Here is a 13,011-nt window from a genome sequence, read left to right on the forward strand (position 1 = left end):
AATGAATAAGGTAAAGTTAATAATAAAAGCAATAACAGGGGTTATCCTGTTTTGCTACCCTTTAGTTATTTACTTATCTTTCAAATATCAAGTAATCAATATTGCTATTTTATGTATTGTTACATTGTTAATATTGAGACTAATTACATTACCCAATTTATTTTCAAATATAGGTTGGTTAGCTAAAGTTGTAACGTGCTTTGGGTTGTTATTAGCATTAATTAGTTGGATATTTAACGAATTTCAATTCTTACTTTATTACCCTGTAGCAACTAACCTACTATTCTTAATCTTTTTTGGCTACTCATTATATCAACCACAAAATATTATTGAAAAATTTGCCAGATTAAAAGAAGGTAATTTAACACCGAGTACAATTAAATATACAAGAAAAGTAACTATTTGTTGGTGTTTACTTTTTATATTAAATGGTTCAATTGCACTAATTACATGTTTCATTAATGATATGTATTGGTGGACAATATATAACGGATTAATAAGTTATATCTTTACTGGACTATTAATGGGGGGAGAATGGATTGTTCGTCAAAAACTAAAACATTAGTTTTATTATCGGAGCAATTATTACGCCCTGATTATGAAATAATAGCATACAGAAAACACCAACCACTAACAGTTGGTGATTTAAAAAAACTAACCAATACTATTATCAGCAAAATCAGAAAACATCCAGAAAAAAACTGGGTTTTATTCATGGATGACAGTTTTAATTTTGTTGCAGGACTTTTCGCTCTCCTATATTCAGGAAAACATCCACTGCTACTAAATCCTAACTATATTGAGTTACAACACTATTATCAGGCAATATTAACTGATATCGATATCGCAAATATTAATTTACCAACTACGCTACCAATCATTGATATCAATCAGCCTCAACTAGATGAGAAAATTAGTACAATCAATCCAAACTTTAAACAAACATCATTGACATTATTTACCTCAGGTTCAACTGGATTACCCAAACCAATTGAGAAATCAATTTCTCAACTTGAAAATGAAATTGCGATATTAATAAATAATTTAGGCAGACCAACCAATGATCTATTTGTTGCTTCTGTGTCACATGAACATATGTATGGGTTAACTTTTAAAATAATGTTATCGTTAAGTTGTAAAATACCTTTTGTATGCGAAACAATACTCTATCAAGAACAATTAGCAACTTACCAATCAAAAAAAATAACTTACATTACAACGCCATCAATTGTTAAAAATTTAGATAATAAATTACCGATTATTAAGTGTGAAAATGTGTTTTCTTCTGGCGGAAAACTGAGTTTCGACAATGCTCAATTTTGCTTACAAAATTTCAACGTATTACCTTGTGAAATTTATGGTTCAAGTGAAACAGGAATTATAGCAAAAAGAAAGCAAAAATCGTTAAATACGCCTTGGGAACTTTTTTATCCAATTCAAATAAAATACACCTCAGATCATCAACCACTATTGATATCACCATTACTGCAGCAAGCTGAATTACTAAGCGATAAATTACAAAAAATAGATGATACGAAATTCTATTTAAAAGGTCGCATAGATAAAATAGTCAAGATTGCCGAACAGCGCCTATCCCTTACATTTATAGAAAAGCAAATAAATAAACTAGCAGTAGTTGAAGAAGTAATTGTTATTCCATTAGAACAAAATAATCGAACTATTTTAGGCGCCATTATCAAAATAGACTCAACCAACAGTAAAGAGATAGATAACTTTAACCACTTTAAACTTACACAATATTTTCGACATTTAATAAAAGATACATTATCATTAGTTGAAACGCCCAAAAAATGGCGTTTTATTGAAAATTTTCCGAAAAATTCACAGGGTAAATGCACTTATACTGACTTAAAAGCATTATTTGATGCAACAGATAAGATATGAAAAAAGAGTTAGCCACAGAAATAAACATTATAAAAACTGAAACAGAAGCTAATATTGAAATGACCATACCATCAGATCTTTTTTGGTTTCAAGGGCATTTCCCTACACAACCAGTATTGCCTGGGGTGACACAGCTTAATTGGGTTATTAGTTATGCCCAAAAGCTATTCAATTCTAATTTATCAATATCATCTATTGAAGTAGTAAAATTTCAATCACCGATATTACCCAATGATCATCTAAAATTAACCTTAATTTGGGATAAAGATACCCAAAAACTAAAATTTACTTATAGTTTTATTACCAAGTACAATAACAATAAGATAGCAAGCACAGGAAAGCTTACCCTATGTCAGTAGCAGCACCGCACTTGTCTGATAGTTATTGTTTTATTATCCCTTGTTATAATCATAGTGATGCATTAGCCAATGTACTCAAAAATATTGAGCAATACCAGATTCCTTGCTTTTTAATTGATGATGGTAGTGCATATGAACAAGCACAAAAACTAATTGAAATCAGTAATCAGTACCCATGGGTAAATCTAGTTCGATTATCTTCAAATAAAGGTAAAGGTGCGGCTGTGATGTGTGGATTTAACCATGCATTTAATCAAAATTTTGATTATGCCATACAGATTGATGCAGATGGTCAACATGATAGTAAAATTGTAAGGCAACTTATCGAACAATCTAAATTAAACCCGAATGCATTGATATCTGGTTGTCCTGTCTATGATGATTCAGTGCCAAAACATCGCCTCATTGCAAGGTATATAACCCATTTTTGGGTATGGATAGAAACCTTATCTTTTAATATAAAAGACAGTATGTGCGGATTTCGTATTTATCCTTTAAAACCAACATGTAAACTGATAAAACAATACCAAATTGGTAAAAAAATGGACTTTGATACCGACATCATGGTTCGATTATATTGGCAAGGCATCGATTCAGTTTTTGTACCAACTCATGTGACTTATCCCATTGATGGAGTTTCTCACTTTAAAGCCTGCAAAGATAACCTATTAATTAGTTGGATGCATACACGACTTTTTTTTGGCATGTTGCCACGAATACCAAAATTAATAAAACATAACCGATTGAAGAAAAATAAAAGTACGCACTGGTCACAAACTGAAGAACGCAAAGGTCTATTTGGTATTAAATTAATTTTAATGTTATATCGCCTATTAGGTCGTCGAGCGGCTCAAATAATCATGTTCCCGGTAATTAGTTATTTCTGGTTAACTGGAAAAAAACAACGGCAAGCATCCAAAATATATTTAGAAAAAATTCTTAAACAATATCAAAATGTTCCTTTAATAGAGAAGAAAAAATTAACTTCTTTCCAACATTTTCAACATTTTGGTGAATCACTCTTAGACAAACTTGCCAGCTGGCAAGGTGATATAAAACTTGATGACATTTATGCACCGAATAAAAACGAATTTTTAAAGTTAGTTTCGGAACAAAAAGGCATTATATTAATTTGTTCCCATCTAGGTGATATTGAAATGTGTCGAGCACTAGCTGAAATATCACATAATGTGAAAATTAATGCCCTAGTTCATAAACGTAATGCAGTACGATTTAATCAAGTATTAAAACAAGTTAATGAAGCTTCGATTATTAATTTAATTGAAGTCGCAACTTTAGGTGCAGATACAGCCATATTACTTCAGCAAAAACTAGAAGCTGGTGAATGGGTCGCTATCATTGCAGATAGGACTTCGGTTAATCCATATCAGAGAGTACCCGAAAACTCAATTATTTGGGCAAACTTTCTTGGTAAACCTGCTCCCTTTCCTAAAGGACCGTTTGTATTATCTTCTGCATTAAAATTTCCTGTTTACTTTTGCTGGGGATTAAAACCAAACGGGCGATTCCAAATATACCTTGAACACTTTACTGATGAGTTAAAACTATCAAGAAAAAACAGACAAGAAGAACTTGAACAAACCGTACAGTTTTACGCTAATAGGCTAGAATATTATTGTCTACAATCACCACTTGATTGGTTCAATTTTTTCGATTTTTGGCAATTTAATCCACCTGAAACACTTAGAAATAAAGATGAATAATTTTAACAACTGCTATATCACAATCGACTATACCCCATCTTTTCATGATACTGATGCTATGGGTGTTGTTTGGCATGGTAATTATCTTAAATTTTTCGAAAAAGCTCGCGAAGCCTTATTTAGAAAATTTAACTATGGTTATAAAGAAATGATTGATTCTGGTTATCTATGGCCTATTGTTGATGCCAAAATCAAATATACCGCACCAGCGCTAGCTGAACAAACTTTAGAAATTAATGCCAAACTTGAAGAATATGAGCATAGAATAAAAATAAGCTACCTAATAAAAGACAAAAAAACAGGTAAAAAAACGACATCAGGCTACACAATTCAAGTTGCTGTATCGGCTGCTAATCAAGAAATGACCTTTGTCACACCTGACATATTTTTGCAATGTTTTGGATTAATCAAATGAAAAAATACCTTACTATTTTATTCTCGGCACTACTATTAACCTTTTCAACTATATCCAGTGCAATAACGTTAACTGATTTACAACAGTTATTTAGTAAAAACCAAGTTGTTCGTGCTGATTTTGTTCAAGATCGCTATATTAATGGTTTAACTGCACCCATTCATTCAACAGGAAAAATGATCATATCCAAAGAATTAGGATTATGGTGGCAACAAAAGACACCTTTTGCGATGACATTAAAAATGAATCAACAACGGATGGAACAACGAATAGAAGGCCAAGATCCAGAAATTATAACTGCTGAAAAACAGCCACAACTTTTTCAATTTAACCATCTCTTAACAGCAATTTTCACTGCCGATAAAGATATGCTTGAAAGTAATTTTGATATAACGCTAACCGAACAAAATAAATATTGGACCGTAACACTACAACCAAAATTAGCGCCTTTAAACAAAATTTTCAAACAGATAATTCTCAATGGTAAATCTTATTTGGAAAAAGTTACCATTAATGATATGCAAAATGATAAAACAGAGCTGACATTCGCAAATCATAAAACAATGAAATTAAGTCAAAATGAACAATTGTTATTCCGATAATCGATTAATATTAACAAGAAGAGCAATTCTATGGTTAATAATAGTGATCTGTCTGATTTTTACTGCATATAATCTTTTAGTTAGCAGTAAAATCAATAGTAGTGTTTTATCTTTATTGCCAAAAGAACAAACCAACAATGTTCCAACTGAACTCATTGACGGCTTCCAAAATCGATTGGACAAACAGTTAGTCTGGTTAATTAAGCCGGAAAATAATGAATTAGAACCTGTAAATTGGTGGTATCAAACTTTAAAAAAGCAATCTTTTATCGGTGAAGTAAATGGTTATTTCGACGAACAATTTCAAACAAAGTGGGGAGAGTTTGCATTCAAATATCGCTACCAATTGCTCGATACGAAAACCCAAGGAAGATTAAAAAATCATACGCAACTAAATTGGATTCAAAGCCAATTATATTCTCCTTTTAGCGGGATAAGTGCGACTGAATTAGAAAATGATCCGCTTTTACTAACACGCTCATCACAATTGAATCAACTAGCAAACTCAGGTGGATTAACTATCCAAAATAATTGGTTGTCTGGACAAGACAACCTAAGCAATCAATGGTATATGATTTACGCTGAGTTAAATGATTCATCATTTAATATGAGTCAATCACATCAGATCACCTCTCAGTTAAATGATCTTACCAAACAATTACATGAACAATGGCCAAGTGTTGAAATTTTAAAAAGAGGTGTGCTGTTCTATAGCGATTATGCCAGTAGTGAAGCTAAAGATGATATCACCACAATTGGTAGTCTATCTATTATCGGTATTGTAATATTAATTATTAGCATATTTCGATCCATAAGGCCGATAATTCTATCTTTACTGTCAATTTTTATTGGTTTAATTTGTGGTTTAATTGCGGTTTTAACTCTATTTGGTGAAATTCATATTATGACACTAGTTATGAGCACTAGTGTCATAGGTATAACCGTTGATTATTCACTTCACTACTTAACAGAACGACTGTTACATGGGAATCAAGAATCACCTTATGCCAGTTTAAAAAAACTAATATCAACACTAACTTTAGCATTATGTACAAGTTTTATTGCTTATATTATTTTACTAATTGCACCTTTTCCTGGTTTAAAACAGCTATCCATATTTGCAGTATTTGGCTTGATAGGTGCTTTTTTAACCGTTATATGCTGGTATCCATTACTAGTTAACAAATTGCCTGTCCGTGAACATGTTGGTTATAAATTATTAAATCGCTGGTTAAATTTATGGCAACATAAACAGATACAATGGTTAATGGTATCCATTGCCTTATTATTTATTGGTTATGGCTTAATTAATTTAAAAGTTGATGACGATATTGGAAAACTACAAGCATTACCAGCACAATTACAACAACAAGAACAAAAAATTATCAGTATCACCCATCAGACAACTGATCAAAAATGGTTTATCGTGTTTGGTGATACTGCCGAACAAACCTTACAACGACTTGAACAATTTTCACGCAAACTTGATCAAACAAAAATGGCAGGTTATTTTGAACAATATCAAAGTATAAATTTACCTTCGATACAGAAACAACAACAAAATATTGAATTAGTAAAACAATACAGTCCAGAAATTTTATCCTCATTAACGCAAATGGGAATTAAAACTAAGTTACCTGACCTTAATAAGAAACAAGCGATTATTACACCAGAGCAATGGCAACAAAGTGAACTTAGTCAAGGTAGAAAATTACTTTGGTTAACTTTACAATCAGGACAAAGTGCTACATTAATTCCAATAAGTGGTATTAAAAATATTAATGAAATTAGAAAATTATCTGACGTTGATCAAGGTATTCATTGGCTTGATCGCCGAGATGAATTTAACACTATGTTTGCCTTCTATAGAATACACTTATCCCAACTTATTGCTGGTGCTGTAACCATTATTTGCTTGTGCTTTATATTTTATCATCGTAAATATGGTATAAAAGCAGCATTAAAAAGCACATTACCAACATTATTATCAATTGGAATAGCATTAGCTATGCATGGCATAACTAATCAAACTCTTAATTTATTCTCAATGTTAGCACTAATTCTTGTTATTGGTATTGGTATCGACTATAGTTTATTTCTTAGTAATGATAAAAGCCAAACTCAAAGTGCGTTATTAGCAGTTTTTATGGCTGCGTTCACCACAATATTATCTTTTGGCCTATTAATAATAAGCCATACTGTCGCAATCAAGGGGTTTGGATTGGTATTAACCAGTGGCATTTTTACTGCTTTTTTATTTGCTCCATTAGTTATCAATAATAAATAAAACAAATAATGAAATATTAGGTATAAAAGGATGAAGAAATATTTAAATTTAACTTTGTTATTATTAAGTCTATTGATTTCAGCTTGCTCATCTCAACCTAAATCAGAAGCTTGGTTGACCAAAGAAACTAAAGTTAACTTACCAAAATTAGATATCAATCAAAAATATCATGATCAACAATTGTTAACATTCAAATACAATAATAAAGAAAACTCAATTATCACAATTGTTGACATCAAAAATAATCAGTTAACCGTAATGGGACTTTCAACTATCGGTATTCGTCTGTTTGAAATTCAATACAATGGCAGTGAAATCAAAGCGAAACAACATATATTTATCCAACAACTACCTCCACCAGAACAAGTATTATCGGACATCATGTTGAGCATTTTGCCGACAGCTGCATGGCAACTAGTATTACCTACTGATTGGCAACTCATTGATAGCGATTTATCTAGAACCCTTATTAATGGCCAACACGAAACTATTATTAATATCACCTATAATAAACAGCCCGCAGCTGTTATACGAAAACCAATTAAAATTGAACATGCTGTATTTGGTTATCAAATTGCAATTCAAAGTATGGAACAATAATAGATGATTTATATTGCTGCGCTTGGCGCTATAAACACTTTAGGAAACAATAAACAACAAATCGCTAATAATTTATTAAAAAATTATTGTGCTAAACATTGCTTAACAAAAGAAGAAGGATGGTTATTGAATGGCCAAAAAACTTGGTTAGGGAAAGTTACTGATGATTTACCCTCTATTCCTGAGCATCTAGTGCAATATTCAACAAGAAATAATCAATTACTCTATGCGGCATATTTGCAAATTAATCAACCGATACAACAAGCTATCGAAAAATATGGTGCCAAACGAATAGCGGTCATAATGGGTACAAGTACTTCGGGAATACATGAAGGTGACAACAATATTAAGCACTATCTAAAAACACAGCATTGTCAGCCAAATTTTCATTACCATCAACAAGAATTAGGGGATCCATCTAGATTTTTAACAGAACTACTAAATTTAAAAGGTCCTAGTTACAGCATTTCAACCGCTTGTACATCTAGTGCTAAAGCTGTAATGAGTGGACAACGATTGATTGAATTAGGTTTAGTTGATGCAGCGATTGTTGGAGGTGCTGACAGCTTAAGCAGAATGCCACTTAATGGCTTTAATGCACTTGAAGCACTATCAGATAACCCTTGCATGCCTTTCGCTCAAGATCGCAACGGCATAAACATTGGTGAAGCTAGTGGCATAATCTTATTAACCAAAGAAGAATCGAGCGATATTGTACTATTAGGCACTGGAGAATCCTCGGATGCTTATCATATTTCATCCCCTCATCCGGAAGGATTTGGAGCACAAGCTGCAATGGAAATGGCATTACACAATGCTAACTTAACACCAGATCAAATTGGCTATCTCAATTTACATGGCACAGCAACAATTCTTAATGACCTAGCTGAAAGTAAGGCGGTTTATCGTTTATTTAATCAAAACTTGCCTTATTGCAGTTCAACTAAACATCTAACTGGGCATACATTAGGTAGTGCAGCAATTACTGAATTGGCCATAGGCTATTTGTTACTTAACCAAAATATTTATTTACCACAGCAAGATTTTTCGATATCACCCTATGACATGAATCTAGATAAAATCAATATAGTTACAGAAAAAATGATGCTACAAACACCAATTATAATGTCAAACTCTTTTGCTTTTGGTGGCAATAATTCATCACTTATTATTGGAAAAGTATAATGCAATATCAATCAGCAAGTTTCTATTTACCACACAAAACGCCAATGATCATGATCGATAAAGTTCATTTAGTTGACGATAAACAAAGTATCTGTAGTGTGAAAGTGACTAAAGATGGCATGCTCTCCCCATTTTTAAATGATGATGATCAACTACCCAACTTTTTTGCTATCGAATTAATGGCCCAAACCATTGGTGTTTGGAATGGATATCATGACACAAAAAAAAATCACTCACCACAATTGGGTATGTTACTAGGTGGCAGAGCAATAAAAACCACATTACCAGCATTTGCTCTTAATAGTGAATTAATAATAACCGCCAATTTAGTTCTTTTTGATGCAAAATTGGCTAATTTTGATTGCCACATTACTATCAATCAACAATGTGTTGCATCTGGCAAACTAAATGTTTATGAACCCGATCAAAGCGAATTGGCTCAACTTTTTGGTTCCCAGCGACTAGGAGGATAAGGATAATGAATCGAACAATACTTGTCACTGGAGCAAGTAAAGGAATTGGTAAAGCAATTGCTTGCAAATTATCATTAGATGGTTTTGATATTGTTATACACTACCATAGTGATGAACAAGGTGCGCTTGAAACGCAAAAATTCATCGAACAAACAGGTCAAAAAAGCAGACTCATACAATTTGATATCAGCAACACAGAACAATGCCAACAAGTAATTGAAGCCGATATTGAACTGCATGGTGCTTATTACGGTGTTGTGAATAATGCTGGAATTATTCGAGATGGAGCTTTTCCTGCTCTAACTCAAGATGATTGGAAATCGGTAATTCATACCGATCTTAATAGTTTTTACAATGTTTTACACCCATGTATTATGCCCATGATTGGATTACGTGATGGAGGAAGAATTATTGTTATATCATCAGTTTCAGGTATCGTTGGCAATCGAGGGCAAGTTAATTACAGTGCTGCCAAAGCAGGTGTAATTGGTGCAACCAAAGCGTTAGCCCTTGAACTAGCTAAACGAAAAATTACTGTTAATTGCATTGCACCAGGTTTAATTGATACAGGGATATTGGATATGGAACCAATAGCTTTAAAAGAAGCAATGAACATGATTCCACTGAAAAGAATGGGTCACGTTGACGAAGTTGCAGGACTTGCAAGTTATTTAATGTCAGACAATGCTGGGTATATAACACGGCAAGTCATTTCAATAAATGGAGGAATGGTATGACAAAACGAGTAGTCATAACAGGAGTTGGTGGCATTACTGCATTTGGTTGCGAATGGACCGAAATTGAACACAAATTAAAACAATTAGACAATGCTGTTCGATACATGCCTGAATGGGAAATCTATGACGGATTACATACCAAGCTTGGTGCTCCTATTGATAATTTTGTATTGCCTGAACACTATACAAGAAAAAAAACCCGTTCTATGGGCAGAGTTTCTCTACTCTCAACCAAGGCAACTGAAATTGCCTTAGAAAAAGCAGGATTGTTAGATGACCCCGAACTCACTAATGGTAATACTGGCATCGCATTTGGATCATCAACAGGTAGTACTCAACCAGTTGCATCATTTGCAACTATGTTAAATGAAAAACATACCAATAACATCACTGCAACAACCTATATTCAAATGATGCCGCATACTACTGCTGTTAATACTGGCTTATTTTTTGGTTTGAAAGGTAGATTGATCACAACATCAAGTGCTTGTACATCTGGCAGCCAAGCGATTGGCTATGCTTACGAGGCAATAAAATACGGTATGCAAAAAATAATGGTAGCTGGTGGTGCCGAAGAATTATGTCCATCGGAAGCAGCAGTCTTTGATACTCTATTTGCTACTAGTCAACTTAACGACACGCCTAAACTATCACCACGGCCGTATGATCGCGATCGCGATGGTTTAGTTATTGGTGAAGGTGCAGGAGCATTAGTTTTGGAAGAATATGAACATGCCAAAGCTCGCGGAGCGAAAATTTATGGTGAAATTATTGGCTTCAAAACTAACTGTGACGCCAGTCATATTACTCAGCCAAGACAAGAAACAATCCAGTATTGTATCGAACAATCATTAAAAGATGCAGGATTAGATGCCAACCAAATTGGTTACATTAGTGCACACGGCACTGCCACCGCACGAGGAGATGTAGCTGAAAGTAACGCAGTTGCAAATATTTATGGTAATAAAACACCAATATCATCATTAAAAAGTTATTTTGGTCATACCCTTGGTGCTTGTGGTGCAATAGAAGCATGGTTAACATTAGAAATGATGCATTCAGGTTGGTTTAACCCAACTATCAACTTAAATCATGTGGATCCGCAATGCGGAGATCTTGATTATATTGTCGGGGCTGGGCGAAATTTAGATATCGAATACTTTCAAACTAATAATTTTGCTTTTGGTGGTATTAATACCTCAATTGTTATCAAAAGAATATAGTTTATTTATACATTCACTCACAATATCCCCAAAATATTTTTTAGGAAAAGTTTTTGGGGCTCTATCAGTGCCATGAAGAAACTATACTTAACTTTTTGGGTTAAAAACCCCTCTCCTCAACTTTTTTAACTTCTTATTAACAGATAAAAAAATAGCGCTATACAGCGCTATTTTATTCATTAGTCTTCTAACTATTTTTTTTCTCTTTCAATAGCTCGGTAACCAATATCATGACGATAGTAACAACCATGCCAATAGATATTTTTAAGTTGTTCATAGGCATATTGTTGAGCATCTGATACCGAGTTACCTAATGCAGTGACACAAAGAACTCGCCCACCATTAGTATATACTTGTCCATTTTCTAAGCTAGTTCCGGCATGAAAGATTTTACAATTTTGATTAGTTTCAGAAGATAAGCCTAAAATGACATCTTTAGTATTGTAATCACCAGGATATCCACCTGCAGCAAGAACTACCCCTAAAGCAGGTCTTGGATCCCATTGTGATTTAACTGTGTTTAATTTACCCTCTACAGCAGCTAAACAGAGTTCAACTAGATCAGATTGCATTCGCATCATGATAGGTTGAGTTTCAGGATCACCAAATCGACAGTTAAATTCAATAACTTTTGGATTACCTTGTTTATCAATCATTAAACCGGCATAAAGGAAACCAACATATACATTACCTTCCTGCGCCATGCCATTAACTGTTGGATAGATGATTTGTTCCATCACTTTAGTAAATACATCATCAGTTACCACTGGCGCTGGTGAATATGCACCCATTCCACCAGTATTAAGACCTGTATCACCATCCCCCACTCGTTTATGATCTTGACTGGTTGCCATTGGTTCAACATGTTCACCATCGACCATAACAATAAAACTGGCTTCCTCACCATCAAGAAACTCTTCAATGACAACTCGATGACCGGCATCACCAAAAGCATTACCAGCCAACATATCATGTACAGCATCTTCAGCCTCTTTTAGCGTCATAGCGACAATTACGCCTTTGCCAGCAGCTAACCCATCGGCTTTTATTACAATTGGTGCACCTTTTTGGCGAATATATGCAATAGCAGGCTCAATCTCGGTAAAATTCTGGTATTCAGCCGTTGGGATATTGTGACGAGCTAAGAAATCTTTAGTAAAAGCTTTTGATCCCTCTAACTGTGCAGCAGCTTTAGATGGGCCAAAAATTTTCAATCCAGCTTTTTGAAAACTGTCAACAATACCGATTACTAATGGCGCTTCTGGTCCGACTATGGTTAAGTCTATTTGTTGCTCCTGTGCAAAATTTAATAGTCCGGCAATGTCGGTTGCTTTTATATTGATGTTTTCTAAATCTGCTTCAAGTGCGGTACCTGCATTACCCGGCGCAACAAATACTTTGGTCACTAATGGTGATTGTGCTGCTTTCCATGCTAAGGCATGTTCACGCCCACCATTACCGATAACTAAAACTTTCATACAAGGTCCTTTCAATACTTTTA

Annotated in this window: 13 protein-coding genes; 12 read left to right on the plus strand and 1 reads right to left on the minus strand. The window is 33.8% G+C overall.

Annotated features, from left to right (window positions below; genetic code table 11):
- The first annotated feature begins 1 nt into the window (after position 1).
- From H3T56_RS01120 to H3T56_RS01175, 12 genes are read left to right on the plus strand one after another with little or no spacing between them, the layout of a single operon-like run.
- Positions 2-565: a hypothetical protein gene (locus H3T56_RS01120; protein ID WP_034904284.1), complete on the plus strand. Its 564-nt coding sequence runs from the start codon at positions 2-4 to the stop codon at positions 563-565.
- Entirely contained in the window at positions 535-1,905 is a 1,371-nt protein-coding gene (locus H3T56_RS01125) for an AMP-binding protein (RefSeq protein ID WP_198191811.1), read from the plus strand. Before H3T56_RS01120 ends, H3T56_RS01125 begins: the two co-directional genes overlap by 31 nt.
- Positions 1,902-2,264, plus strand: a complete 363-nt coding sequence (locus tag H3T56_RS01130) for a hypothetical protein (RefSeq protein WP_065651747.1) — start codon at positions 1,902-1,904, stop codon at positions 2,262-2,264. The genes H3T56_RS01125 and H3T56_RS01130 overlap by 4 nt, the downstream gene beginning before the upstream one ends.
- A complete protein-coding gene (locus H3T56_RS01135) occupies positions 2,255-3,988 on the plus strand; it encodes a glycosyltransferase (protein WP_086357078.1) in 1,734 nt (577 codons plus the stop codon). The genes H3T56_RS01130 and H3T56_RS01135 overlap by 10 nt, the downstream gene beginning before the upstream one ends.
- The gene (locus H3T56_RS01140) at positions 3,981-4,403 is read left to right on the plus strand and encodes a thioesterase family protein (RefSeq protein WP_086320580.1); all 423 of its coding nucleotides are present in this window, start codon (positions 3,981-3,983) and stop codon (positions 4,401-4,403) included. The genes H3T56_RS01135 and H3T56_RS01140 overlap by 8 nt, the downstream gene beginning before the upstream one ends.
- Positions 4,400-5,005: an outer membrane lipoprotein carrier protein LolA gene (locus tag H3T56_RS01145; RefSeq protein WP_165755097.1), complete on the plus strand. Its 606-nt coding sequence runs from the start codon at positions 4,400-4,402 to the stop codon at positions 5,003-5,005. The genes H3T56_RS01140 and H3T56_RS01145 overlap by 4 nt, the downstream gene beginning before the upstream one ends.
- Positions 4,983-7,292: an MMPL family transporter gene (locus H3T56_RS01150; RefSeq protein ID WP_198191812.1), complete on the plus strand. Its 2,310-nt coding sequence runs from the start codon at positions 4,983-4,985 to the stop codon at positions 7,290-7,292. Before H3T56_RS01145 ends, H3T56_RS01150 begins: the two co-directional genes overlap by 23 nt.
- Before the next feature lie 30 nt (positions 7,293-7,322).
- The gene (locus H3T56_RS01155) at positions 7,323-7,892 is read left to right on the plus strand and encodes a DUF3261 domain-containing protein (RefSeq protein ID WP_198191813.1); all 570 of its coding nucleotides are present in this window, start codon (positions 7,323-7,325) and stop codon (positions 7,890-7,892) included.
- 3 nt (positions 7,893-7,895) lie between these two features.
- Positions 7,896-9,077: a beta-ketoacyl-[acyl-carrier-protein] synthase family protein gene (locus tag H3T56_RS01160; RefSeq protein ID WP_198191814.1), complete on the plus strand. Its 1,182-nt coding sequence runs from the start codon at positions 7,896-7,898 to the stop codon at positions 9,075-9,077.
- Positions 9,077-9,550, plus strand: a complete 474-nt coding sequence (locus H3T56_RS01165; protein ID WP_198191815.1) for a 3-hydroxy-fatty acyl-ACP dehydratase — start codon at positions 9,077-9,079, stop codon at positions 9,548-9,550. The genes H3T56_RS01160 and H3T56_RS01165 overlap by 1 nt, the downstream gene beginning before the upstream one ends.
- 5 nt (positions 9,551-9,555) lie before the next feature.
- The gene (locus H3T56_RS01170; RefSeq protein ID WP_198191816.1) at positions 9,556-10,287 is read left to right on the plus strand and encodes a 3-ketoacyl-ACP reductase FabG2; all 732 of its coding nucleotides are present in this window, start codon (positions 9,556-9,558) and stop codon (positions 10,285-10,287) included.
- Complete coding sequence (locus H3T56_RS01175) at positions 10,284-11,510, plus strand: beta-ketoacyl-ACP synthase (protein ID WP_110453145.1); 1,227 nt, start codon at positions 10,284-10,286, stop codon at positions 11,508-11,510. Before H3T56_RS01170 ends, H3T56_RS01175 begins: the two co-directional genes overlap by 4 nt.
- 191 nt (positions 11,511-11,701) lie before the next feature.
- On the opposite strand, the gene purD is transcribed toward H3T56_RS01175, so the two are convergent.
- Positions 11,702-12,988 carry a phosphoribosylamine--glycine ligase gene (gene purD / locus H3T56_RS01180; RefSeq protein ID WP_198191817.1) on the minus strand — a complete coding sequence of 429 codons (1,287 nt, stop codon included), beginning with the start codon at positions 12,986-12,988 and terminating at the stop codon, positions 11,702-11,704.
- Positions 12,989-13,011 lie beyond the last annotated feature (23 nt).

Origin of the sequence: Gilliamella sp. W8123 (genome assembly GCF_016101085.1) — a bacterium.
Classification (GTDB): Bacteria; Pseudomonadota; Gammaproteobacteria; order Enterobacterales; family Orbaceae; genus Gilliamella; species Gilliamella apis.

Coding starts and splice junctions, on each gene's coding strand:
- H3T56_RS01120 (WP_034904284.1), top strand. CDS start 2: ATGAATAAGGTAAAGTTAATAATAAAAGCAATAACAGGGGTTATCCTG.
- H3T56_RS01125 (WP_198191811.1), top strand. CDS start 535: ATGGATTGTTCGTCAAAAACTAAAACATTAGTTTTATTATCGGAGCAA.
- H3T56_RS01130 (WP_065651747.1), top strand. CDS start 1,902: ATGAAAAAAGAGTTAGCCACAGAAATAAACATTATAAAAACTGAAACA.
- H3T56_RS01135 (WP_086357078.1), top strand. CDS start 2,255: ATGTCAGTAGCAGCACCGCACTTGTCTGATAGTTATTGTTTTATTATC.
- H3T56_RS01140 (WP_086320580.1), top strand. CDS start 3,981: ATGAATAATTTTAACAACTGCTATATCACAATCGACTATACCCCATCT.
- H3T56_RS01145 (WP_165755097.1), top strand. CDS start 4,400: ATGAAAAAATACCTTACTATTTTATTCTCGGCACTACTATTAACCTTT.
- H3T56_RS01150 (WP_198191812.1), top strand. CDS start 4,983: ATGAACAATTGTTATTCCGATAATCGATTAATATTAACAAGAAGAGCA.
- H3T56_RS01155 (WP_198191813.1), top strand. CDS start 7,323: ATGAAGAAATATTTAAATTTAACTTTGTTATTATTAAGTCTATTGATT.
- H3T56_RS01160 (WP_198191814.1), top strand. CDS start 7,896: ATGATTTATATTGCTGCGCTTGGCGCTATAAACACTTTAGGAAACAAT.
- H3T56_RS01165 (WP_198191815.1), top strand. CDS start 9,077: ATGCAATATCAATCAGCAAGTTTCTATTTACCACACAAAACGCCAATG.
- H3T56_RS01170 (WP_198191816.1), top strand. CDS start 9,556: ATGAATCGAACAATACTTGTCACTGGAGCAAGTAAAGGAATTGGTAAA.
- H3T56_RS01175 (WP_110453145.1), top strand. CDS start 10,284: ATGACAAAACGAGTAGTCATAACAGGAGTTGGTGGCATTACTGCATTT.
- purD (WP_198191817.1), bottom strand. CDS start 12,988: ATGAAAGTTTTAGTTATCGGTAATGGTGGGCGTGAACATGCCTTAGCA.